The 23097-nt window shown below is 42.2% G+C and carries 19 protein-coding genes, 1 tRNA gene, 1 pseudogene and 1 riboswitch; of the genes and pseudogenes, 5 read left to right on the top strand and 16 right to left on the bottom strand.

All coding sequences use genetic code 11. The features are described from left to right. Positions 1–42 precede the first annotated feature (42 nt). Together R8695_RS03775 and R8695_RS03770 are read right to left on the bottom strand one after the other, a co-directional pair. Positions 43–1377, bottom strand: coding sequence for an anti sigma factor C-terminal domain-containing protein (locus R8695_RS03775; protein WP_154780723.1), 1335 nt, complete (start codon positions 1375–1377; stop codon positions 43–45). After that, positions 1367–1888, bottom strand: a complete 522-nt coding sequence (locus tag R8695_RS03770) for an RNA polymerase sigma factor (RefSeq protein WP_118510251.1) — start codon at positions 1886–1888, stop codon at positions 1367–1369. Before R8695_RS03770 ends, R8695_RS03775 begins: the two co-directional genes overlap by 11 nt. A gap of 188 nt (positions 1889–2076) precedes the next feature. On the opposite strand from R8695_RS03770, the gene R8695_RS03765 reads away from it, so the two are divergent. Together R8695_RS03765 and R8695_RS03760 are read left to right on the top strand one after the other, a co-directional pair. Then, positions 2077–3030, top strand: coding sequence for a transglutaminase domain-containing protein (locus tag R8695_RS03765; RefSeq protein WP_154780724.1), 954 nt, complete (start codon positions 2077–2079; stop codon positions 3028–3030). Positions 3031–3115: 85 nt separating this feature from the next. Further along, positions 3116–3186, top strand: a tRNA-Trp gene (locus tag R8695_RS03760). 156 nt (positions 3187–3342) lie between these two features. Here the strand turns inward: R8695_RS03760 and R8695_RS03755 are convergent. The 4 genes from R8695_RS03755 to R8695_RS03740 form a co-directional block, all read right to left on the bottom strand. After that, on the bottom strand, positions 3343–4188 hold the full coding sequence (locus R8695_RS03755) for a Cof-type HAD-IIB family hydrolase (RefSeq protein WP_118510191.1): 846 nt from the start codon (positions 4186–4188) through the stop codon (positions 3343–3345). Between the two features lie 308 nt (positions 4189–4496). Then, on the bottom strand, positions 4497–5630 hold the full coding sequence (locus R8695_RS03750) for an ABC transporter permease (protein ID WP_118510193.1): 1134 nt from the start codon (positions 5628–5630) through the stop codon (positions 4497–4499). Next, positions 5617–6741 (bottom strand): ABC transporter permease, encoded by a 1125-nt coding sequence (locus tag R8695_RS03745; protein WP_154780725.1) that lies wholly within the window; start codon positions 6739–6741, stop codon positions 5617–5619. Before R8695_RS03745 ends, R8695_RS03750 begins: the two co-directional genes overlap by 14 nt. 13 nt (positions 6742–6754) lie before the next feature. Beyond that, positions 6755–7684, bottom strand: coding sequence for an ABC transporter ATP-binding protein (locus tag R8695_RS03740; protein ID WP_118510253.1), 930 nt, complete (start codon positions 7682–7684; stop codon positions 6755–6757). A gap of 519 nt (positions 7685–8203) precedes the next feature. On the opposite strand from R8695_RS03740, the gene R8695_RS03735 reads away from it, so the two are divergent. Beyond that, the gene (locus R8695_RS03735; RefSeq protein ID WP_243139560.1) at positions 8204–8989 is read left to right on the top strand and encodes a sensor histidine kinase; all 786 of its coding nucleotides are present in this window, start codon (positions 8204–8206) and stop codon (positions 8987–8989) included. 15 nt (positions 8990–9004) lie between these two features. Further along, positions 9005–9625, top strand: coding sequence for a response regulator (locus R8695_RS03730; protein ID WP_154780728.1), 621 nt, complete (start codon positions 9005–9007; stop codon positions 9623–9625). An 80-nt stretch (positions 9626–9705) separates the two neighbouring features. Here R8695_RS03730 and R8695_RS03725 read toward each other — a convergent pair whose 3' ends face one another. The 4 genes from R8695_RS03725 to R8695_RS03710 form a co-directional block, all read right to left on the bottom strand. Then, the gene (locus R8695_RS03725; RefSeq protein WP_334296264.1) at positions 9706–10563 is read right to left on the bottom strand and encodes a cation diffusion facilitator family transporter; all 858 of its coding nucleotides are present in this window, start codon (positions 10561–10563) and stop codon (positions 9706–9708) included. Between the two features lie 373 nt (positions 10564–10936). Next, positions 10937–11057: riboswitch (NiCo riboswitch) on the bottom strand. Between the two features lie 127 nt (positions 11058–11184). Beyond that, the gene (locus R8695_RS03720; protein ID WP_154780730.1) at positions 11185–12591 is read right to left on the bottom strand and encodes an MATE family efflux transporter; all 1407 of its coding nucleotides are present in this window, start codon (positions 12589–12591) and stop codon (positions 11185–11187) included. A 114-nt stretch (positions 12592–12705) separates the two neighbouring features. Beyond that, a complete protein-coding gene (locus tag R8695_RS03715; protein ID WP_243139561.1) occupies positions 12706–14274 on the bottom strand; it encodes an alpha-amylase family glycosyl hydrolase in 1569 nt (522 codons plus the stop codon). A 131-nt stretch (positions 14275–14405) separates the two neighbouring features. Beyond that, on the bottom strand, positions 14406–16052 hold the full coding sequence (locus R8695_RS03710) for a glycoside hydrolase family 43 protein (RefSeq protein WP_154780731.1): 1647 nt from the start codon (positions 16050–16052) through the stop codon (positions 14406–14408). 233 nt (positions 16053–16285) lie between these two features. Here R8695_RS03710 and R8695_RS03705 point away from each other — a divergent pair, with 233 nt between their 5' ends. Further along, complete coding sequence (locus R8695_RS03705; protein ID WP_154780732.1) at positions 16286–17158, top strand: AraC family transcriptional regulator; 873 nt, start codon at positions 16286–16288, stop codon at positions 17156–17158. Positions 17159–17253: 95 nt separating this feature from the next. Here R8695_RS03705 and R8695_RS03700 read toward each other — a convergent pair whose 3' ends face one another. The 6 genes and pseudogenes from R8695_RS03700 to R8695_RS03675 form a co-directional block, all read right to left on the bottom strand. Continuing rightward, positions 17254–18426, bottom strand: coding sequence for an NAD(P)-dependent malic enzyme (locus R8695_RS03700; RefSeq protein ID WP_154780733.1), 1173 nt, complete (start codon positions 18424–18426; stop codon positions 17254–17256). Between the two features lie 209 nt (positions 18427–18635). Next, on the bottom strand, positions 18636–19130 hold the full coding sequence (locus R8695_RS03695) for a hypothetical protein (RefSeq protein ID WP_243139562.1): 495 nt from the start codon (positions 19128–19130) through the stop codon (positions 18636–18638). An 84-nt stretch (positions 19131–19214) separates the two neighbouring features. Continuing rightward, complete coding sequence (locus R8695_RS03690; protein ID WP_243139563.1) at positions 19215–20426, bottom strand: DUF4179 domain-containing protein; 1212 nt, start codon at positions 20424–20426, stop codon at positions 19215–19217. A gap of 7 nt (positions 20427–20433) precedes the next feature. Next, a complete protein-coding gene (locus tag R8695_RS03685) occupies positions 20434–21084 on the bottom strand; it encodes an RNA polymerase sigma factor (RefSeq protein WP_154780734.1) in 651 nt (216 codons plus the stop codon). 176 nt (positions 21085–21260) lie between these two features. Next, a complete protein-coding gene (locus tag R8695_RS03680) occupies positions 21261–21773 on the bottom strand; it encodes an HD domain-containing protein (protein ID WP_118510215.1) in 513 nt (170 codons plus the stop codon). Between the two features lie 123 nt (positions 21774–21896). After that, positions 21897–23051: pseudogene (locus R8695_RS03675) on the bottom strand (FprA family A-type flavoprotein); the annotation flags it as partial. Positions 23052–23097 lie beyond the last annotated feature (46 nt).

Here is a 23097-nt window from a genome sequence, read left to right as displayed (position 1 = left end):
TTATTTTTCCTGCTCCGTGGCAGGATTTTTTATTCTTATTTTTTATTTCCATGCTTCTACTGCAATGCCGAGGATATGGTCTTCCATCAGCATCTTCTCCATATCCGCTTTGGTAGTCACACACACGAACCCGTAGGATTTCAACCCATTCTCTTCAATATAATCTGCTGCCAGTGACCAGTTTCTATCACTCCCTGATATCTTTTCCATCATTGTTGTAAATTTCTTCTGGTCTGCCATATACCGGAGCATGCTGACCATGTGCTGCGTCATGGCTTTCTCATCCTTTAACTTTGCCTGTGCCTCTTCATACGCTTCATCGGAATAACTGTTTTTACTGAAAAGTGAGAGTTCAGGATACCCCTGATTATACTCAGCAGGGACTTTCCATATATTATTCTTGGTATTCTCATAATCATATCCCAAGGTTCTCATATAATCTCCTTCGGAAGCATACACTGCAATCCATGGATTTCCCATAACAGAAACATCATTCTGCAGTTTTTCCATCAATTGATCAACTTCTTCGAAGGACAGTGTCTGGTCAAAAGAAACATAGGTATAATAAAACCCCTCTTTATCCAGACTCCTGACAGCTTCCTCCCCCTCCTCTAAAGATGCGTAAACCCATTGACTTGTGCTCACCGAATAATCACCATAATCTGTCACGGAATTCTCTATCTGCTCCCGGAAATCTTTAGTTCTGTCCAATCCATATGCTATAAAATAATTGTCCTGTACAGACTGAAAATACCCGGGAGTATACGCTTGCATTTTTCCTCTTTTGATTTGTCCTGCAATCCCCTGACGGCTTTGCGTCCCATATCCGATGGTTGGATTGATCTGAAAATAGTAATTTCCATATCCCTGAGAAACCGCCTGAGCAGAATCTGTACTCCTGCACGGCATCGTAAGTTCTGAAAAGATTCCAAAATCAATTCCAAACTGAGACTCCGAACTTTCCCAGCTCTCCGAATCGCCGTCGGATTCCATTTTCACCTTAATCTGCTTCGCCGGATTATAATAAAACAAAGATACCAGCGGGGAAAGTCCGAACTGTACAAATAAAAGGGCCACAAGGAGCACTGCCCCTGTTCCTACAGATATTTTTCGAAAAATACGGTGGATGGACTTTTTTACATATTCCTCAAACTGCGCTTCTTTTTCCTCCATCCTGCTGTCTTTTTCTTCGCGAAATGTATTCTCCTCGTTCCCGTCCTGAAAGGCTTCGTCATCTTCTATCAGTTCCTCTTCCAGTTTATCTGCAAGATATTCATTGATGGCCTCTGCTTTCTCAATCTCATCTTCTACTTTCTTTTTTTCCTCTTCTGGAAGCTGATTCTTTTTATACTTTTCAAGTTTTTCCCTATAACTCATATTCCTTCACCTCCATATACTCCCGAAGCTGTTTCTTCGCTCTGTACGCAAGAACCCGCACATTCTGCGGTGTCAGTTTCATGATCTCTGCGATCTGTTTCATACTCATTTCCGAAAAATAAAATAATTCCAGGATCTCCCTCTGCCTGTCCGGGAGTTTCAGCATTGCTTCATATAACATTTTTTTCTGCTCATTTCGGATCAGTATGTCTGACAGACTGTCCTGTTTTTTTTCCACTGCTTCTGCTGCATAGACATCAGCCTCCGCAGCAGGATCCATTTCCACTTCCCTTTTCCTGTTCCGCAGTTCATTAAAGCAGGCGTTTCTCGCCACCTTGTACAGCCATGCACGAAGATTCTCATTCTGATCAGGAAGGGAAAGAAGTGCTTTCAAGAATACTTCCTGCATCAGATCTTCAGCTGTCTCTCTGCTTTTACACAACGAGTAAAGATACAGATAAATCTCCCGTGAATACCGCCGGTAAAACTGCCGCAATATATCCCTGTCCATGAGCACTCCCCCCTCTCCTTTTTCTTTCTATCAATATAACACGTATCTTCCGCAAATGTTACATATTAAAATTGACCTTTTTTTCGTTCCCTTATATAATGATGTCAGAAACTTTTTATCAGCACATTTATGAGTATGTTTCCCCTCCTGTGCTTTAAAACCGGGAAACAAGAAGGAGAATTACAAGCATGAAAATACCCAGATTAATCCCTGCTTTTCTGGCAGTCCTTTGTGTGGCTGCTGCACCACAGGGCGCTTCTGCCCGGGAACTTACCACAGTGGTCTCCCAGACAACCGTAACCGCAGACCCCACTGCCACATCGCAGAAGGCATCCACCCCCAAAGGGCTGACTGTGAAAGGAAATAAAATTTCTTTCTACAAAAACGGCAGCATGGTGAAAGACCGCTGGCTGAATTACAAAGGAACCAAATACTATTTCGGAACTGACGGCTACGCTTTCAAGGGCACCCACAGGATCAACAATAAAGTATATGTTTTCGATGAGAAGGGACGTCTGATCCAGAATAAGCAGAATAAAATGGTGACGGTTTATGATAAGAAATATTATATCATTTCCAAGTACGGACACCCTGCCACCGGATATTTCATTTACCGGAATAATCTGTATTATGCAGATTCCAAAGGAAGATGCTATCTGAACCGTTCCCGTGAAAACGGACAGCTCTATTTCACTTCCAGTGGAGCAGCCAGGAAAAATACTGCCGCGCTTCTGAAAATGCAGACTATGCAGACAGTTTCCTCCCTCACCAGTTCCAATATGACTAAGGCGAAAAAGCTCCGTGCCTGCTGGAATTATATTGTATCCTGGAGGAATTTCAGCTACGGCGGCAGTGATCCCAACTTAAACCAGAAAGGCTGGTACCGAAGCACTGCCCTGAAAATGCTTCAGACCAAGAGAGGCAACTGTTATTCTTTCGCATGTGCATTCGCAGCTATGGCGAAAGAGGTGGGATATAAAAACATTAAGATCGTCGTGGGATATGACCACTGCTGGATCACCATCAACGGCCTGCACTATGATCCCCAGACCCACTGGTCCGGCTGGATCCGTAATGTTTACGGCTTAAAACAACACCCGGCTCCAGATGATAACCCGAAAATCTATGATTTTATGAAATAACTGTTCATTAGTTTTTTGCAATTGTGCATATAAAAGCTTGACAAATGTAGCTTTTATATGTATAATTGCAACAGAAATTACATATAGGGGATTGGTCAAATGGTATGATAGGGGTCTCCAAAACCTTTGGTGGGAGTTCGATTCTCTCATCCCCTGCTGACATCGAGCCGGAAATCTTTCTGAAAAGATTCCCGGCTTTTTATTTTATTTCAAAATGGTTTGAAAATATCCCAGATAAAAACAGGAGCATCCTGAAATTTGAAAATTTACACAAATTTCAGGATGCTCCTGTTTTTGTTGACTTAATAGATTTCAGTTCAAATCCGGAATATGCCTATATAATGCTTCAGCGATTCCGTCCTGTTCGTTGGACAGGGTGATCTCGTCTGCGGCGTTTTTTAATTCGTCGGTGGCATTTTCCATGGCTACACCGATTCCTGCATACTGGATCATAGATTTGTCATTCTGGCTGTCTCCGAAAGCGATAAGTTCTTCAGATTTATAGCCCAGATCTGTCAGGACAGTATCAAGGGCTTTGGCTTTATCAATTCCCTTCCTGGTAAATTCATAATAGAACGGAGCTGTGAACATGGAATTCAGCGTATCCTTGAAAGGTTCCCGCATTTCTTCGAAATGTGCCTGAAGATACACGTCATCTCCTGCTGTCAGGATCTTGTTCATAGGCCAGTCTGCAAATTCCACCAGATCATCCATTTCGCAGAGCTTATAATTACAGTTACGCGATTCATATTTGATAATGTTCAGGCTCTCGTCCCCATCTGTAACCATACAGTCATACACATCATTTACATACATATAATCCCCTTTGTACAGCATAGGACGAACATTGAATTTCTTCATATGTTCCAGCACAGCCCTGCCCTCTTCTACTGTCATGGTTTCATTGAACAGTACCTCCCCCGTCTGGCAGTCAAATACTCTGGAACCGTTGTAGGAAACACATAATCCATGATATTTATCCATTTCCAGTTCTTCTACATATTGAATAAGACCCTTATCCGGTCTGCCGGATGCCAGGATCAGGCGAATTCCCATTTCCTGTGCTTTCTTTAAAGCTTCCTTTGTTCTGGGAGTGATCTCTTTTTTCTTATTGGTCAGTGTTCCATCAATATCTAATGCAATTACACGGATACTCATTTCTCTTTCCTTTCTGTTCCCTTACTTTTCATGTACTTTCCTGATGATAACATGAAGTCTCCGTTCACGCAATAGATCAATCCACAGTTACTTTTGTCTTCTGTATTTCCCGTTACTGTTCACAGGTAATATCCCGCGAGGTGTTTTTTGTGAGCAAAGATCACAGAAAACCCGAGACATACCGCGCGAATTTATGCGATTAGCATAAATTAAGTTTGCGGAGCAAACGATACTCCTTGGGCTTTGCGCAAGGAGGTTCATCTTCCCTGCATCGCGAAGCGTGTTACTGTGCACGGAGTGAACAGTAACTATTTCCCTGCTGCCAGGATCAGACATACAAAAGCCACTGCAAATAACGCCTCTATTCCCATGGCCATATAAATCTTCGAAACCACATGATCCGGAAGAACTGTATATTCACCCAGCAGTTCGTTGACCTGCTCATACCAGTATACTGGCAGAAACCGGGAAACTTTCAGGACTTTCTGGTCCATCACACTCATGGGTACAAATACCCCGCACAGAAAGCACATTCCCAGAGAGATCACATTGGCCACTCCGCTGAGCATATTGCTGTTTTTCATAAACATTCCCACCAGATAGGAAAGAGACAATGCCACTGCCATCATAAGCAGACTGTTTGCCAGATAATATCCCAGGTTCCCGGACTGGCAGAACTTTTTGCCATACATGATCCCTGCTCCTGCGATGCCGATTCCCCACAAAGTGATTCCCATTACTCCCATTGCCAGAAGCCCTTCCAGGCTCTGACGTTTCATGGATACTGCAGACGCCTCCATTCGTCTCTGAATATCTCCCTGACGGAATGCCATAAGGATATATCCCATCACATAACAGAACACTCCCAGAAACAGATAAGGAAGATAACGGAAATAATAAAGATACCCCGGTGCTTCCACATTTCCGGAATTGCCTGCCAGAGTCTTCACCTGACTATGTGTCTCACTTTCAATGGCCTTCACAGCCTCTTCCTGGGAAAATCCTGCTGCCAGATAAGCCCTCGCCATACTGAGATAACTGTTGATCTGCTGATCCACATAATAAGAAGAATATGATCCCGGAACCTTCGTCACCTTAAGGCTTTCTCCGTCCAATATACAGGACTGTGTGAAATCTTTTGGGATCTGCACGATATATTCCACGTTTCTGTAAAACAGATTCTCCTGCAGAACTTCCCGGTCATTTCCCAGCATGGTAATGTGATGGATCTTTCCCAGATATTCCCGGAGGCCTTTTGCCAGGGCCTGGCCGTCCTCATCTACCATCCCAATCTCAATACTCTTGCTCTGATAACTGTCACTGCCCTCTTTTCCAGCGGCTGCCTGCAGTGCCAGTGCTACAGAGAAAAAGATCACCAGATACATCACCACCAGCCCTGCATTCTTTTTTAATATTTTCATATAGCCTTTAAATACTGTCATAGCGTTCCCTCCGTATCAGCAAAAATGATGCAGTCACCAGCACCACGCCCATCACGGCCAGAGTGATCAGACTTCTGTGATAACGTGCCGGATCATCATACACATTGATACAATAAAATGCATCTGAGATCAGTGCCGCCGGATTGATCCGGTTTATAAAAGGTGCATGTTTTTCCACAATATCTTTCATGATATTGTTCATCAGGCCAGCCAGAAAGCTACATACCATGGAAATTCCCAAAATGATACCGATCTTCACCCCTTCTTTCATCTTTCCCAGGCTTCCCACGAAAATCCCCATGGAAACTCCGATCAGCGAACCCCAAAAGCAGATCACAAGCATTCTCCCCATCTGTCCCTGAAAATCCAGTTTCAGTACATATCTCAAGTACAAAAGGAGGATCACCACATCCACATATCCCAGAAGAAATGAAGAAATCAGCTCTGAGAGGACCAGCTTCAACTTATGGGTAGGAGTGACGCATCTTCTGGCTGCCAGAGCTGTAAGATTTGCCTGTAATCTGATGGCTGTGCCAACCCCTATGAAACATCCGTAGAGACATCCCATGGCAATCAGTGCATAAAAAAACTGCACGTTTCCATCTATGGTCCTGCCTCCCAATGAAAGTTCCTGAACGCTGTTTTGCTGTCTCAGCATAGCCCGAAGTCCATCGAAGATTCCTTCCGGATGGGTTTTCAGCATATTTCTCACTGTACTTCTCGTATTTTCATAACTGGACAGAACCGACTGAAGGATACTTTCCTCGATCCCGCTGGATGCTACAGTCAGTGAGGGTTCTGTTCCCACATAATAAATTCCGGAAACTTTTTTCGCTTCCAGTTTATCCTGTGCCTGTTCATCTGTCATTTTTTCCACTGACAGAAGTTTATCCTCGCCTCCTTCGATCTGATCCAGAAATGCAAGGAACACCTGATCTGCATGTGCTTCTTCCACCACAGCCACAGGTACGGTCTGAAAATCTGCATCACTGATATTTCCAAAAGCAAAATAAAACAAGGTTCCCAGAATCAGCGGAAATGCAAGGGGCCAGAACGTCATTCCGAAATTTTTCAGCTTTACCTTCACATTATATTTTAATAAATGAAGCATGTTCTCTCCCCCTTTAATCTCTCAGCTGTTTACCCGTGATCTCCAGAAATACATCATTCAGAGTCGGCATCTCCGAGAACACCCTTCCAAATGCGATATCCTGGTTCTGAAGATAATTCAGAATTCGGATCAAATTGTGTCTGGCGCGTGTACACCTGACTGTCAGAATCTGATTTCTATACTGTATATCAAAAACATGCTCCAGTTCCCGGATTTCTTTAAGATTATTTTCTTCCAGAATCACAGCTTCAATAGTGATAGTCTCACCTGTTTTGATCATCTGTTTCAGTTCATCCTTTGTTCCGGATGCAATGATCCTGCCATGGTCCATAATGGCGACCCTGGTACAGATCTGTTCCACCTCTTCCATATAATGTGAAGTATAGATGATGGTAGAGCCCTGTTCATTTAATTGTTTTATTCCTTCCAGGATCTTGTTTCTGCTCTGTGGATCTACCGCTACCGTAGGCTCATCCAGAATGATCAGTCTGGGCTTATGGGCAATTCCGCAGGCAATGTTCAGACGTCTTAAAAGTCCTCCTGAAAGCTTCTTCGGTCGCATTTTCCGGTAGTCTTCCAGCCCCACAAAATGGATGGCATTTTCTACCAGTTCTTTTCTTTTTTTCTTATCTCCTATGTACAAACCACAGAAATAATCAATATTTTCCTGTACTGTCAGCTCATCAAATACAGCAACATTCTGGAGCACGATTCCAATCTGCTTCTTTACCTGATAATTATCCGGTCTCATAGGCTCTCCGAATATTTCAATCTGACCTTTCTCGTATTTCAGAAGTGACAACATACAGTTTATGGCTGTGGTCTTTCCTGAGCCGTTAGGTCCCAGCAGACCAAAAATTTCTCCTTCTCTGATATCCAGGTTCAGATGGTTCAATGCTGTCAATTCTCCGTATCTCTTTACCAGATTCTCTATATGAACAATATTCTGTGACATGTTCTCCCTCCTTTGATCTGCTCTTCACTTTTTCATAAATATGTCCCCATGAAGCATTTTCTACAACTTATATTATATGCGAATCTTCAGCTTCATCCAAGTGCACAATGTCATTGTATTTTCATGACAAATGTCATATCTTTCGTCCCATGCATTTATTTTCTCACCTGATTATAGTATGATAGATTTTGAAAGGGGGAGGAAACCATGCGTTATTTTCGGGATATCGGCTTATTGATCTTATACAGCCTGCTAGCTCTTTTTTTCATAGATGCAGACAGCATTTTTATCTGTGCACTGCTGTGCACCGTCATCCTCCTGTGCTGCTGTTACATCTTCGAAAATCATGTAATAGCAGCTTTACTGTTTCTGACTTACGGGCTGGCAGTCCTGGTTCTGCCTGATTTTCTTTTGTTTTATCCCGTTTTTATTTATGTTATCTTATACAGCCATCTGCAGCTGTTCCTGCTATGGGCCACGGGTATTTTCCTCTTCCGGTCTCCGAGTATGAAAGAATTTCCTGATGTACTTGTATGCGCAATTTTTTTTGGTGTTCTGCTGTCCGTTTTTCTGGAAAAAAGCACTTCAGAATATGAGAAACTGGAACTTGATTTTCTTCATTGCAGGGACGACAGTGAAGAACGTACTCTTATTCTGGCAGAGAAAAATCACGCTCTTCTGGAAAAACAGAACTATGAAATCTACAATGCAACACTGAAAGAGCGCAACCGCATTGCCAGGGAAATCCATGATAATGTAGGGCATGTTCTTTCCCGTTCTATCCTGCTTACTGCGGCTGTCCGGGCAGTTAACAATGATCCGAAAACAGCACCTCTGATGGACAGTCTGGAAGACTCTCTTAATGCTGCCATGAACAGCATCCGTTCCAGTGTGCACGATCTTCATGATGAATCTGTCAATCTGGAACACGCTGTTGACAGCCTGATCCGCGACTTCACCTTCTGCCCGGTAGGTGTCACCTATGATATCTCTGATCAGATTCCACGCAATATCAAATATTGCTTTATCAGCATTATAAAAGAAGCACTGTCTAACATCATGAAACACAGCAATGCTTCTTCCGTAAAAATCCTCATCAGGGAACATCCTGCTCTGTATCAGCTCTGCTTTGAAGATAACGGCACAGATATTCATTATGATCCTGCTTTCTCAGGAATCGGGCTGGTGAATATGAAAGAAAGAGTATATTCCCTGAACGGCACACTGCAGATCAGTACCCAAAACGGATTTCGGATCTTTATCACCATACCGAAATCTGTAAACAACAATTAGATATTGGAGTTTTTTATGAATATTATAATCGTAGACGACGACAGCCTGGTGGCTGGCGCTTTAAAGACAATTCTTGAGATCAATCCGGATATTAATATCACTGCCACAGGTTCTGACGGTCAGGAAGCCTGTGAGCTGTACCGCAGATACCAGCCGGATATTCTGCTTATGGATATCCGCATGAAAAATATGTCTGGACTGGAGGCATCTGCTTTGATCCTGAAAGAATTTCCAGATGCCAGGATTCTGCTTCTGACCACCTTTTCTGATGACGAATATATAATAAAAGCGCTCCGCCTGGGAGCGAAAGGTTATCTTTTGAAACAGGATTATGCCAGCATTCTTCCCGCCCTCCGGGCAGTATTCTCTGGGCAGACTGTATTCGGCACAGAGATCGTCGCCCGGATTCCACAAATGCTTCATTCCTCACCCTCTTTTGATTACAATGCCTGCGATATCAATGAACGGGAACTTCGGATCATAGAGCTTATCGCCAATGGTTACAGCAATAAAGAGATTGCTTCTGAATTATTTTTGAGTGAAGGAACTGTACGGAATTATCTCAGTTCCATCCTGGATAAGCTACAGCTTCGTGACCGGACACAGGTAGCTGTCTTTTATTACCAACATAAATAATACTCAAAAGATCCCTGCAGGATTGTTTCCTCTCTGATAAGAGGAAACAATCCTGCAGGGATCTTATTCTTTCGTATATTTTATTCATTCACCGGGTTCACATGTACCATGCAATGTTTGACATCCTTAAAATTATCCTCAATGGTATGATGAACATTCTCAGCAATATCATGTGCTTCATTCAGTGAAATGTCACCTTCTGCTGAAATTTCGATGTCTACATACATCTTGGATCCAAAAAGTCTCGTCTGAAGAAGATCAATTCCTCTGACTCCTTTTACTTCCGAGATTACTTTTCTCATGCTCTCCTCTGTAGCTTCATCACAGGAATGATCAACCATTTTATCTACAGCATCTTTAAAAATATCTACAGATGCTTTTACGATCAGGATACAGATTGCCACACTGGCAAGAGGGTCCAGAATCGGGAATCCAAGTCTGGCTCCCAGAATACCGATAAATGCTCCTACAGAAGACATTGCATCTGAACGATGATGCCATGCATCTGCCATCAATGCTCCGGAATTGATTTTCTTAGCAGCACTTCTGGTATACCAGAACATCCACTCCTTTGCCACGATGGAAACTACTGCTGCAACCAGTGCCAAAGTTCCGGGAATTGCAATGCTCTCCCCTGAAGTACTTTTGATAATGTTTTCGATACCATTCATACCGATTCCGATACCTGTAGCCAGAAGCAGTCCAGATAATATAATGGAAGATACACATTCCATACGTTCATGTCCGTACTGATGTTCTTTATCTGATTTTTTACTGGACAAATTCACTCCTACGATCACCACAAAGGTGCTCCCTACATCTGATGCAGAGTGAATCGCATCTGAAATCATGGCTCCTGAATGTGCCAGGATTCCGGCAAGTAGTTTAAACAGTGAAAGTAAAAGGTTTACTGCAATGCTCACACCGGAAACTTTCATTGCCACCTTATGTTCCCATGCAGGTTCTTCCTTCTTCACATTTCTCTCCTTCCATGATTTCTTCGTTTCCATGTTATTGTTGATCATATTGATCTGTCTTGTCTGTTCCATAACCAGGACCTCCTTAATTTCACAAGTATTACTGTTCTCTCCATGCCCAGTAATACGCTTCACAATACACAGAATTTATGCTAATCGCATAAATTCGCGCGATATTACCAGTGAACAGTAACTTACGGGTTCTTCTTATGTCACATACATTGCGTCACAGGAGATTCTCTCCTGTTCCTTATCAAAGTGCGGTCTTCCCGGGGTCTTTTCATTTTCTGAAATATACTTTTCTAAAAACAAAAAGACACACCTGCGGAACATACACTGTCCCACAGATATGTCTGTAATATTCATATCTGCTGCCGCTTCGTGCAGCCCGGCCCCACGCCCTGAGTATGATTGATCTCTCATCCTGCGGGCATCGCCTGCTCAGTTTGTACTGTTGATCTCGCATTCTGTTGGAATGTAATGCAGTGCAAAGAGAAAATAATAGTTGCTGCCAGCTTCTCACTGACTTTCACTGATGATACACTATACTCTATGAGTTAGTCAAGCCCAATGTTACATATTCTATGATATAATATTCTGAAGCCATACACCTTTCTTTACAAGCACAAATCCGATCACACATTTGATCAGATCAGCAAGCTGTACACAGGTATAGATAGCCAGCACATGGATTCCTGTAAAACGGCTCAGCACAAATGCTACAGGTACGCTGACACACCAGACAAATACACTGTCAAACAGGAATGTGATAATAGTCTTTCCACCTGAACGCAGCGTGAAATAAGTGGCATGCAGAAAGGCATTCTGCGGCATAAAAAATGCAGTGATCATGATCAGATATTTTGCCAGTTCTCTTGCCTCATCATTGGTGTTGTAAAGCATTGGAAACAACGGTGCCATAACAAACATAACAATCGCCACACAGGTACAGCATATCACAGAAAATGCGATCATTTTGTTATCTGTATCTCTGGCTTTCTTCATATCCCCTGCTCCCAGCAGCTGCCCTACAATAATCGCCACAGAATCTCCAAGAGCAATAAATACAATATTAAACACATTATTAATAGTGTTGGAAATATTCAGAGACGCAACCACATTCAGACCGCGTACAGAATAACACTGAGTTAGCATTGCCATAGCAGAAGCCCATAAAGTTTCATTAAACAGAAGGGGAGTTCCCTTAACCAGTATCTTCTTCGTCAGTCCTACCGGGACTTTCAACGTATGATATAAACCTTTGGCAAAAGGATTCTTCTCTGTATGCCTGTGTGTCCAGCTCAGCACGATAGCAGCTTCTACATAACGGGATAACACAGTAGCCACTGCCGCACCTCTCACTCCCAGTTTCGGGAAAAAGAACGCTCCATAAATCAGCAGGTAATTAAACAGCAGATTCACACAGATTGCCACAACACCTGCTTTCATTGGAAGTACTGTCTCACCGCATTCTCTCAATGTACTGGAATAGATCTGCACCATCATAAAGGGCGGAAGACCGATCAGCATAATCTGCAGATATTGTTTTCCATAATTTAATGTATCTGCAATCTGTTGAGGTGTTCCTTCTCCCTGCAGATACATACTGATCAGATTTTCTCCTGCTGTCAGAAATAAAATGATCGTCCCGATTGTCAGTACCACAGCCATCCAGAATTTATACCGGAAGGTCTGGCGTACACCTTCATGATCCTTCTGTCCGAAATACTGAGCAGTAAAAATTCCCGCACCGGATACTCCCCCGAAAATACACAGGTTGTATACAAAGATCAGCTGGTTCACAATAGAAGCTCCTGACATCTGCTCTGTGCCTATCCGTCCGATCATAATATTGTCCAGAAGACTTACAAAATTTGTAATTCCATTCTGAATCATGATCGGAACAGCCACAGCCAGCACCATCATGTAAAACTTTTTATCACCGATAAATTTCCTGAAAAACAGTGATCTTTCTTTTGTCCTCTCCATAAAATCCCCCCCTCATCCTGTCTCATAAAAAGAGACTGCCTCATGACAGTCTCTGATTCAAAGTGTCGTAACACTTACAATACTATAAAAACTCACCGTTTTCAAGTTTTATATTTATTTGTTCGAAACAGCCAGATAAGTAGCTGAAGCTGCAGGCACTTTCCATACACCTTCTGCATAAAACGCTTCGTCGTGATTGGAGTAGATCACCTGTGCGTTTTCCGGAATCTCTGCTTCACATTCCACATCCTGTCCGGATGGGTTCAGCACAATATAGACAGTTTCTTCTTTTCCTGTTCTCTTATATACCAGTGGATATGCGGATTCTTTTACATATACAAATTCCATTGGCGCTGTGTTCTGTAATGCCTGATGCTCTTTTCTCACTGCGATCAGTTTCCTCACTTCCGTGTACAGGCTGTTCTGGCCTTCCAGCGCATCCTGGGCTGTCGGACGATTTTTATCAGGATCAATCTGAATATAAAGTTCTTCCGGTTTACAGCTTGAAAATCCTGCGTTTGCACTGTGATTCCACTGCATCGGGCTTCTGGAACCGGTACGTTCAAAACCGCCTTCTACAGATTCGATACCGGACAGATATTTCATACCAATTTCGTCTCCATAGTAAATAAACGGTGCTCCAGGTACAGATAACAGAAATGCAAATGCAATCTTGATTTCTTCGTCATCCAACGTTTCTTTGATACGGATCATGTCGTGATTTCCGGACGGGATGCACATCAGCCCTTCTCTGTTTGTGGCTGCATAGTTTTCTTCATATGTTTTTACGAATTCAGAAATATCTCCCTTTCCTCTTCTTGAAAAATAAGGTTCTTTTGCACGGAACAGATCCAGGTAATGAGATGGTCCGAAGTGCAGAAGGAAATCCATATGAAAACCGCCTTTTAAAGAACGTCCCGGATCTCCCCACTCGGAAAGAAGGGCACACTCCGGAAATTCTTCATCCATAAATTTACGAAAATCCTGCCATAAAGCAATTGTTCCCTCCTGGTCATCATCATTCTTTACCAGTGAACCTGCCATATCCACACGGAAACCATCACATCCCATGGACATCCAGAAGCGCATGACATCTTTCATAGCTTCCCTTGTGGCCATTGGTCCGGGTGCATCCATTGGCTGCTGCCATTCTTTGTCACATCTGGCAAAGCCGAAATTCAGGGCCGGCTGCACAGAAAAGAAGTTTACAGCACAACAGCCGTTTCTGGAAGAAAAACCACGGATGCTTCCTGTGATACTTCCAACATCTTTAAAATCATCCCAGATGTTATTCGTCCATACATAACGATCTGTATATTCATTCTTTTCTGCTTTGCAGGACTCTTTAAACCATTCATGTTCTGTGGAAGTATGCCCTGGAACAAGGTCAAGCAGAACTTTCATTCCTTTTTCATGTGCTTTCTGGAACAGTTCCTTTAAGTCCTCATTGGTTCCATAACGTGGTGCTACCTTTTTATAGTCAGCCACATCATATCCTGCATCATAAAATGGTGATGCAAAACACGGGTTCAGCCAGATTCCGTCACAGCCTAAATCTTTGATATAATCCAGTTTCCGAATGATTCCCTGAATATTTCCAATTCCATCCCCGTCTGTATCCAGAAAACTCTGTGGGTAAATTTCATAAAAAACAATATTCTCCAACCATGATGGCAGTCCCATTGTAAAAATCCTCCTTAAATTAATTTTCACACTGAGTTGATTATATTGCTATATCTCAGAAATATCCACCCTTATTTTGACATATTTGTCTATTATTTTGACATTATTGCCCAGGCATATCTACTTAAATTTTACTCAACCTGACGACTTTCATCTGCTTTATATTCAAAGAAATCGAAATCTGCACATTTCTTATGAAGTACACGGTCTGCACAGGTAATTCCTACCATGGTTCCAGTGAATTCGCCGTATTTACAGTATTCATCAGAAAATCTGGTGGTGTCAAAAATTCTTCCGATCTTCTCATAATTTTCGCCATCATAGCTCCACTCGAACCAGGATTTACGTCCTTCAATATAAAGTCTCAGATAAATTGGCTTATCTTCCACCGGAATTCTGGTATTCAGAAACTCTGTTTTTACTCCATTTTCCAGATGAATAATAGATAATGCGCTCTGACCCAGTGTTTCACTGTAATATTTACGAAGGTTGATATAGTTCATGTTGTCGTAATAAAGGATCAAACCTGCACTGTGCTGATGTACTTCCGGCACGAATTCCATTTTTGTAGTGATCCTTGCATATACGCTGGTAAGCTTTCTGGCAAGAATACTTACTTTATTTAAAGAAGTTCGGGATTCCTGTCCGCGAAGTCTTACATATCCCTTACGTGCTTTTACATCTGCAAATCTCTCCGGCATAATCCTTGGAGAATAATAAAAGTTTCCAAGCGCATCCTCGTCGAAATCATCGAAATCCGGAGTCTTTTCTACCGGATATTCGGGAAGGGAGCTTTCCGGCACTTCCATTTTCGCCAGATTACTTCCATCAGCCATACGAAGCCAGTTATCCTCTGTCCACATCATTTTCTGAATGGCAGTCTCACGTCCCAGTGTGCAGCGAAGTTCCGGCACAAATGGCCTTGCACAGAGATGTACCAGATATACTTCTCCTGTAGGAAGTTCCACATAACTTCCATGACCGGATTTCTGTAAAATGGATTCCGGATTATAATATTTCGGTTTCAGATGATCCGGGTCCTGTCTTTCATAAGATTCTCCAGGTACACTGGTAACAATCGGGTTTTTCGGATCTTTTTCATATGGTCCCCAGACATTTCTGGAGCGTCCCATTGTAACACAGTGATTGTAGCCTGTGCCGCCTTCTGCACACATAATATAATAATACTCGCCGCGTTTGGTCAGATGCGGTGCTTCGATACATCCTCTATCTGTACCGCCCCACCAGATCCGTTTCGGATATCCTACGATTTCTTTCTTCTCAGGATCATATTCTACCATGCAGATAGCGCCTGGCTTCTCGTAGCCCTCTCTTGTCTCCCATTCCAGAGATACAATATATTTCTTTCCGTTTGTATCGTGGAACATAGATGCATCGAAACCTGAAGAATGAAGATATACAGGTTCGCTCCATGGTCCTTTAATGTCTTTCGCGCAGATCATGAAATTGTCTACATCGAAATATCTGGCGTTCATGGAATTCATGACTCCGTAAACAACATAGAACATGTCTTCCTGCTCACAGTAAGTCAGACACGGTGCCCAGACTCCTTTGGCACTTGGAAGTTTCTTCAGGTCTACTTTCTCATCATCTGTCAGTACGTGGGTATATAATTCCCAGTTCTTTAAGTCTCTGGAATGATAAACCGGGATTCCCGGGAACCACTCGAAAGTGGAAACTGCGAGGTAATAGTCGTCTCCTTTCCTGCAGATGCACGGATCTGGGTTAAAGCCTGGAAGTATTGGATTCCGGATCATATTCTTTTCCTCCTTGTATGTTTCTTTTATTATTATCTGTTTAATCTTCTATCTGTTTGTTTGACGACTTTATCTTATCATAAATAACTGGCAGACGTCAGGCATAATAAGGACAAATATATAGGTCGATATTCTCTTTTGTCCGTGTTATTCCCATTGCCTGCTGTAAAGAAACTATGATATGATAATTGACGGATAGATTTTCATCAGATATTTTATGGAGAAAATGGATTATGAAAAGAACAGAAAATTCTTATGAGATCATAGATGTGTCGGATATTACCAATGTGCGTTTTTATACTTCTATTGACCAGGGCAGTTATATTCCGCCTCACTGGCACCGGGCTGTGGAGATCATTTATATGCAGGAAGGTTCCCTGGATATCACTGTTGAATCCCGAAGTTTCACCATCCATCCCGGCGACTGTACGCTGATCAACGCTAATGTCCTGCATTCTACGAAATGTACCAATCCCAATAAGGCGATCGTTCTGCAGATCCCTCTTGATTTTATGGAAAAATATATCCCCAATGTTCAGCAGCTGCTTTTTATACTGGATCATACCAGCACAGATCCTGTCCGCAGTACGAAAACAGCCATGCTCTGTACTGTTCTGGAACAGATGCAGATCATTGATGAGATCCGGCCGGATGGTTTTATCATGCGTTTCAACAGTCTGATCTTCGAGCTGCTTTTTCAGCTGTATCATAACTTCAGTGTGAAAGTTTTTCAAAGTGATCTCAGCCAGAAGAAGAAGGATCTGGACAGGTTGAATGTGGTTCTCAAATATATCGCGGATCATTACCAGCGTCCAATATCTCTGGCAGAAATTTCAGAGATTGCTTATCTGCAGACAGGATATTTCTGCCGTTTTTTCAAAAAAAGGATGGGGGTTACTTTTCTGGAATATCAGAATGAATACAGGCTTTCTTTTATTTATCGTGATCTCATCTCTACCACAGATCCCGTTCATGTGATCCTGGAGAGACATGGATTTACCAATTATAAACTGTTTCGGCAGATGTTTCAGGAACATTTCGGGGACACTCCTACGCAGATCCGCAGAAATTATCAAAAGTCAGAAGTTTCGACTTCAGCAATGTAGTTCAAAAAAATCCCCCTGCTATTATGTTTTCACACAAATACAGGGGGATTCTGATATTTTATTCTATTACATTTAATCAGCTGCCGCTAATCTGATCAGATTCTTGCTACACCTGATTTTATGGCTGCTTCTGCTACTGCTTTAGCTACAGCATCTTTTACACGTGGGTCAAATGCAGCCGGAAGAATGTATTCTGCACTTAATTCTTCGTCACTTACCAGACCTGCGATGGCGTATGCTGCTGCAACTTTCATTTCATCGTTAACATCCGATGCTCTTGCGTCCAGTACACCACGGAAGAGTCCCGGGAAACAGAGTACATTGTTTACCTGGTTTGGATAATCGGAACGTCCTGTGGAAACAACTGCTGCGCCTGCTGCTTTTGCTTCGTCTGGGAAAATTTCAGGTGTTGGGTTTGCGCATGCAAAGATGATCGGATCTTTTGCCATTGTGCGAACCATATCCTGTGTCAGTGTTCCAGGTGCGGATACACCGATGAAGATGTCTGCGCCTTTGATCACTTCTGCAAGAGTACCTTTCTCTTTGTTGAAGTTTGTAATCTTAGCCATCTCTTCTTTAATCGGGTTTAATCCTTCTCTGCCTTCGTAGATTGCACCCTTTCTGTCTGTCATGATTACGTTTTTAAGTCCCATGGACATTAACAGTTTGATAATAGCGATACCTGCAGCACCTGCTCCGGAAGTAACGATCTTCACTTCATCAAGCTTCTTGCCAACCAGTTTCAGCGCATTGATAACACCTGCAAGTGTGATAACTGCTGTTCCGTGCTGGTCATCGTGGAAGATCGGAATATCACAGCATTCTTTCAGTTTCTTTTCGATTTCAAAACATCTCGGTGCGGAAATATCCTCAAGGTTGATTCCTCCAAAGGATCCGGCCAGAAGACTTACTGTCTTAACGATCTCATCAACATCTTTACTGCGGACGCAGAGCGGAATCGCATCTACACCGCCGAATTCTTTAAAGAGTACACATTTGCCTTCCATAACAGGCATACCTGCTTCCGGTCCGATATCTCCCAGTCCAAGTACCGCAGTTCCGTCTGTTACAACAGCAACTGTATTCCAACGTCTTGTCAGATCATAACTCTTGTTTACATCCTTCTGGATCTCCAGACAAGGCTGAGCAACACCCGGTGTGTAAGCAAGGCTTAAAGCATCTTTGGAATCTACTTTGGCTCTTGATACAACCTCAATTTTACCTTTTAAGTCATAATGCATTTTTAAAGATTCTTTTGCGTAGTCCATTTTGTTTTGGCTCCCTTCTGCACTCTTCTTTTGAGACGCCTACATTGTAACATTAACCTGGCTCGGATTCTACTGTTTTTCTGACCTTTTTTATCAAAATAACTAAAACAGCATCTTCCTGCAGAAAATTGGAAAGATGCTGTCTCAGTTATGATACTTTATTTTTTGATATCAGGTTAGGGGAAAAATACCTTTTGACCCTAACATCATTATTTATCTTTATCAAAATGTACTTCTGCGCTGGCAACTGCACGCTCATCCAGGAGTTGTTTGAAAGTCTTGGTCTTTGCTTTTTCTTCGTAGTCATCGGACCAGTAGTAGCCTTTCAGTTCGTCCATATACTCATAGTAATCGCAAAGATAGATATATACTGTGGAAACATCCCTGTCCTGTATTGCATAGGTGTCCGCATTACCGTTTGCCACTCCGCCATCTGGTAGTATATCTCCATTGGCATCCAGCATAACAGCAACATATTTTGTTTCCGGATCCTGCATTTTCATAGTGATCTCAAATGGTGTTTTCGTAATGGAGAGAACACCATCTCCATTTTCATCTACCACATTTACATCCTTTTCAACCGTATCGGAAGTATTTTTCTCTACATCTACGTTGAACTTCCAGTCACCTTTTAGTGTCCATGAGTTATATCTGTTATCACCTTCGTTTGCCTCAGGATATCGTTCATAATACTCATTCCACATCTCAGTGAAAAACTGATGCTCCAGATTCTTCTGCTCTTCTGTCAGGCTCTCATAATCTGCATCGTCTGTGCTGATTCCATGCTCTTACATTTTCTGATTATATTCATCCCGCAGATCCTGAGGGATATCCGGGGTGGTATCCTGATTCTCCGGAAGAGCGCCCACAATATCTTTCAGATCCAGCTCCATGGTAAACCGGTCAGGTACTTTGATGTCTTTGACATAATCACTGATTGCCGGACCTCCCACCTGAGGAAGCTTCTCATCACTGTATTCATCCATTCCCAGTGCCTGGGCTAGCTTATCAAAACTAAAGTCCTCAGAATCTACATCAATCCCTTTTTCTTTGAAAAATGCGTTACGCACCTCATAAAATTTTGTCCATCTTGCATCATCCACTGTCATATCTTCTACAGGAATACGCAAAACTCCTGCATAGGTGTTATCATCCAGCATTTTTCCATCCAGATAAGCATTGAACAGATTACTTTTTCCATCCATGTAATCATATTTCACTGTAGAATTCTCACTGAGCTTAATATCGGGTTTTCCATCAAATCTAATGAAGGTATCCGGGAATTTATCTTCTGTATGAATTGTCATAGACAGATACATTGCCAGTTCATTACAGTATATCTCTGAGAGTGTGACAGTTGTTCCATCTACCGTTTTGCTGTAGGATTCATTGTCTTTCGTTTTATCTGAATTATCATTTTCTGTTGTATTCTGATCCTCAGCCTGAACATTTTGAGAATTATTGCTTCCCTCCTGACTTCCATCAGCATCTGCAGACCGTGCATCTTCTGTGGAATCTGTCAGCTGCTTTGCATATTTTGAATAATCACCATAAAATCCCAGGGAATTGCCGAGCTGCTTAAATACATTTCCAACCAGAGGAATATTCTCTGCAAATGCAGGATTTGTGATACACACTGCGGAAAACACAGCTGCCGCTGCGGTCAGTCCCAAAGCTGTTTTGTACACTGTTTTGAATTTCTTATGCGATTTTACTGTTCCTGTTGATTTCTTTCCAGAACTTCCTGTTGATTTTTCTGTTGATTTCTTTCCAGAACTTCCTGTTGATTTTTCTGTTGATTTCTCCGATAATCTTCGCACCATATTCTCTGTGTTTTCCGCATTTCCAGAAGCTGCTGCCATTTCTCTGATTCTGGCAAATGCTGTATTCTTCGCGTCTTCTGCCTGCTTTGGCAATGGAAACTCTGCCTGCATGATTTCCTCTATCGCATTGTCATTTCTGTTATTCTTTTCTTTATCAAAATCCAATTTCTTCGCCATAATCACTTCATCCCTTTCTTGCACTTACCGTTATGCTTCCTGCTATTACCGATTCTGTTCTCATATTTCCATTCTGGTTTTCCGCAAGCTCTTCTGTTATACCTGTGAATTCTCTGTTTTTCTTTTTCTTCTGCTGCAGTCTTTTCTTCTGAATATTATCTTCTGCTGAAGTATATTCCTGCTTTAGCTGCACCCGGGCTCTGACCAGTCTGGTTTTTACTGTGTTTTCATTCATATTTAATATAGAAGCAATGTCTGCAATCCGAAATCCCTCTACATAATACAGAACCAGTATGATCCTGTAGGATTCGTCCAACATTCCAAGCATTTCCTTGAACTCAAATTCCTCAATGGACATATCCTGTCCGGGGACTTCCGGAAGTTCTTCGGCTCTGCTGAAGTTTTTGTAGTGTCTGTGGATTTTATTGCATTCATTGATCAGGATCCTGATCATCCAGGTTTTGAAATATTCCGGATTCTTCAGTGTATGTATTTTTTCAAAGCAGGTAAGTATGGTATCCTGCATGGCATCTGCGGCATCCTCATCATTATCAAGGATTCCCCTCGCCACCTTGTACATTGCCAGAGAATTCTTTTCCATCAGTTCCAGAAATGCATCCGCATCTCCTGAGATGGAGCGCTTTACCAACTGTATCAAATGCTGATCCTCCTTGCTTAGAGTATGTTTCTGTAAATGGTTTTCATTCGAATGAAGTTTTGTTGTTTTTGTTTTACACTTATTAGATGGGAAAATGTAATGAAAAGTTTCAAAAAGCTGCCACTTTTTTGTGACAGCTTTTCAATGATTATTTTGATGTTATATTTTCATTCTGTTTATTTCTCTTCCTTAGCATTCAATCTCTTCTGATACATAGACTGGAGCAGGAATTTTCCTGTCTCTGTTTTGAATACTTTTTCCAGCATGTTTCTCACATTGTTTCCGGAGAAATTACTCTCATCTGCATTTACCAGATAATCTGCTTCTATCATAATCTGATAATCAATACCGTCGATTCCAGTTATTGTATGATGATGGCTTACAATATAAGAAACACGATCTACAAATTCTTTCGGCATATCTGAATCTGCGAAAAATTCCTTTATCAGTGCCGCACTTTCTTCCTCCTGATGTTTACCGTTGGCATTTCCGTATTTTACTCTGCAGAGAGGGCAGGCAATGTCGTGGACAACCGCAGTCACCTCCACCAGCTTCTGCTGCTCCGGTGACAGATTTTCGCCTTCCGCGATTGTTTTTGCATATGCATATACTTTCATGAAATGATTGATATCATGAAGATCTCCCTCGGAATACTCTACCATTTTCTTTACAACTTCCGCTACTGTCATGTTTTGTTTCTGCCTTTCTCTTACGGATTTAGTTACTTGTGTACTCCGTTCTCAGTAACCGGGTTTATCTTATTCTGAAAAACAGCAGAATCTTTCGATCCTGCTGTTTACAATTATCAATTATTTGCAAAGTTCCTCTGCCATAGCCTCAATCTCTGCTTCGTTTGCTCCGCTTAAGGAAGAAGTGATCTTTACATTATTTTCAAGCCATGTGATATTTTTACTCTTTTCGAACATTCCCTGCATGATTCTTGCTGCTGCAGGTGCCCAGCTTCCGTTTTCGATGAGACCGATGGTACGGTTCTGGTAGCTGCGTTCTGTAAGATTCTCAATATAGGTACGCATAAATGGGAAAATATCTCCGTTGTATGTAATTGTGGCAAGTACCAGTTTACCGTAACGGAAAGCATTTTCCACTGCTTTTGCCATGTCATCTCTTGCAAGGTCAAATACAGTTACTTTCGGACATCCTTTTTCTTCCAGTTTCTGTGCCAGAAGTTCTACTGCTTTCTTTGTGTTACCATATACAGATGTATAGGCGATCACAACACCTTCGCTCTCTACTTTGTAGGAGGACCAGATATCATATTTCTCAATGTAATGTCCAAGGTTCTCTGTGAGGATTGGTCCATGGAGTGGACAGATTGTCTGGATATCCAGAGTTGCGGCAGCTTTCAGAAGCTTCTGAACCTGTGCACCGTATTTTCCAACGATTCCGATATAGTAACGGCGTGCTTCGCAGTCCCAGTCTTCTTCTACGTCAAGTGCTCCGAATTTACCGAAACCGTCTGCTGAGAACAGAACCTTATCAGTACTGTCATATGTAACCATAACCTCCGGCCAGTGAACCATTGGTGCAAATACGAAAGTCAACACATGTTTTCCAAGTGTCAGGCTGTCACCGTTTGCAACTACCAGCTTCTTTCCGTCCAGATTCAGGTTTCTGAAGAAATTTCCCATCATAGTGAAGGTCTTGGTATTTGCAACTACGGTTGTGTCAGGATATGCTTTCATGAAGTTCTCGATATTTGCGGCATGATCCGGTTCCATATGCTGTACTACCAGATAATCCGGTTTCGCACCGTCCAGGACTCTGGCTACATTTTCAAGCCATTCATCTTTGAAATTAGCATCTACGGTATCCATAACTGCAATCTTTTCATCCATGATCACATATGAGTTATAGGACATACCGTTTGGCACTACATACTGACCTTCAAACAGATCTACCTGATGATCATTTACACCTACATAATAAATATCATTTCCGATTTTCATGATAAAATGTTCCTCCTTAGCGATATCAGGGCCGGTCAAATCCGGT

The sequence above is a fragment of the Blautia luti genome, from assembly GCF_033096465.1.
Lineage (GTDB): Bacteria > Bacillota > Clostridia > Lachnospirales > Lachnospiraceae > Blautia_A > Blautia_A luti.
Note: the sequence above shows the minus strand (reverse complement) of the source record. Positions and strands in the feature narration are given on the sequence as shown.

Coding starts and splice junctions, on each gene's coding strand:
- R8695_RS03750 (WP_118510193.1), bottom strand. CDS start 5,630: ATGACAGTATTTAAAGGCTATATGAAAATATTAAAAAAGAATGCAGGG.
- R8695_RS03710 (WP_154780731.1), bottom strand. CDS start 16,052: ATGATCCGGAATCCAATACTTCCAGGCTTTAACCCAGATCCGTGCATC.
- R8695_RS03735 (WP_243139560.1), top strand. CDS start 8,204: ATGAAAGAATTTCCTGATGTACTTGTATGCGCAATTTTTTTTGGTGTT.
- R8695_RS03770 (WP_118510251.1), bottom strand. CDS start 1,888: ATGGACAGGGATATATTGCGGCAGTTTTACCGGCGGTATTCACGGGAG.
- R8695_RS03680 (WP_118510215.1), bottom strand. CDS start 21,773: ATGACAGTAGCGGAAGTTGTAAAGAAAATGGTAGAGTATTCCGAGGGA.
- R8695_RS03730 (WP_154780728.1), top strand. CDS start 9,005: ATGAATATTATAATCGTAGACGACGACAGCCTGGTGGCTGGCGCTTTA.
- R8695_RS03690 (WP_243139563.1), bottom strand. CDS start 20,426: ATGGCGAAGAAATTGGATTTTGATAAAGAAAAGAATAACAGAAATGAC.
- R8695_RS03755 (WP_118510191.1), bottom strand. CDS start 4,188: ATGAGTATCCGTGTAATTGCATTAGATATTGATGGAACACTGACCAAT.
- R8695_RS03700 (WP_154780733.1), bottom strand. CDS start 18,426: ATGGACTACGCAAAAGAATCTTTAAAAATGCATTATGACTTAAAAGGT.
- R8695_RS03765 (WP_154780724.1), top strand. CDS start 2,077: ATGAAAATACCCAGATTAATCCCTGCTTTTCTGGCAGTCCTTTGTGTG.
- R8695_RS03695 (WP_243139562.1), bottom strand. CDS start 19,130: ATGTGGAATGAGTATTATGAACGATATCCTGAGGCAAACGAAGGTGAT.
- R8695_RS03775 (WP_154780723.1), bottom strand. CDS start 1,377: ATGAGTTATAGGGAAAAACTTGAAAAGTATAAAAAGAATCAGCTTCCA.
- R8695_RS03725 (WP_334296264.1), bottom strand. CDS start 10,563: ATGAAAGTTTCCGGTGTGAGCATTGCAGTAAACCTTTTACTTTCACTG.
- R8695_RS03720 (WP_154780730.1), bottom strand. CDS start 12,591: ATGGAGAGGACAAAAGAAAGATCACTGTTTTTCAGGAAATTTATCGGT.
- R8695_RS03745 (WP_154780725.1), bottom strand. CDS start 6,741: ATGCTTCATTTATTAAAATATAATGTGAAGGTAAAGCTGAAAAATTTC.
- R8695_RS03705 (WP_154780732.1), top strand. CDS start 16,286: ATGAAAAGAACAGAAAATTCTTATGAGATCATAGATGTGTCGGATATT.
- R8695_RS03715 (WP_243139561.1), bottom strand. CDS start 14,274: ATGGGACTGCCATCATGGTTGGAGAATATTGTTTTTTATGAAATTTAC.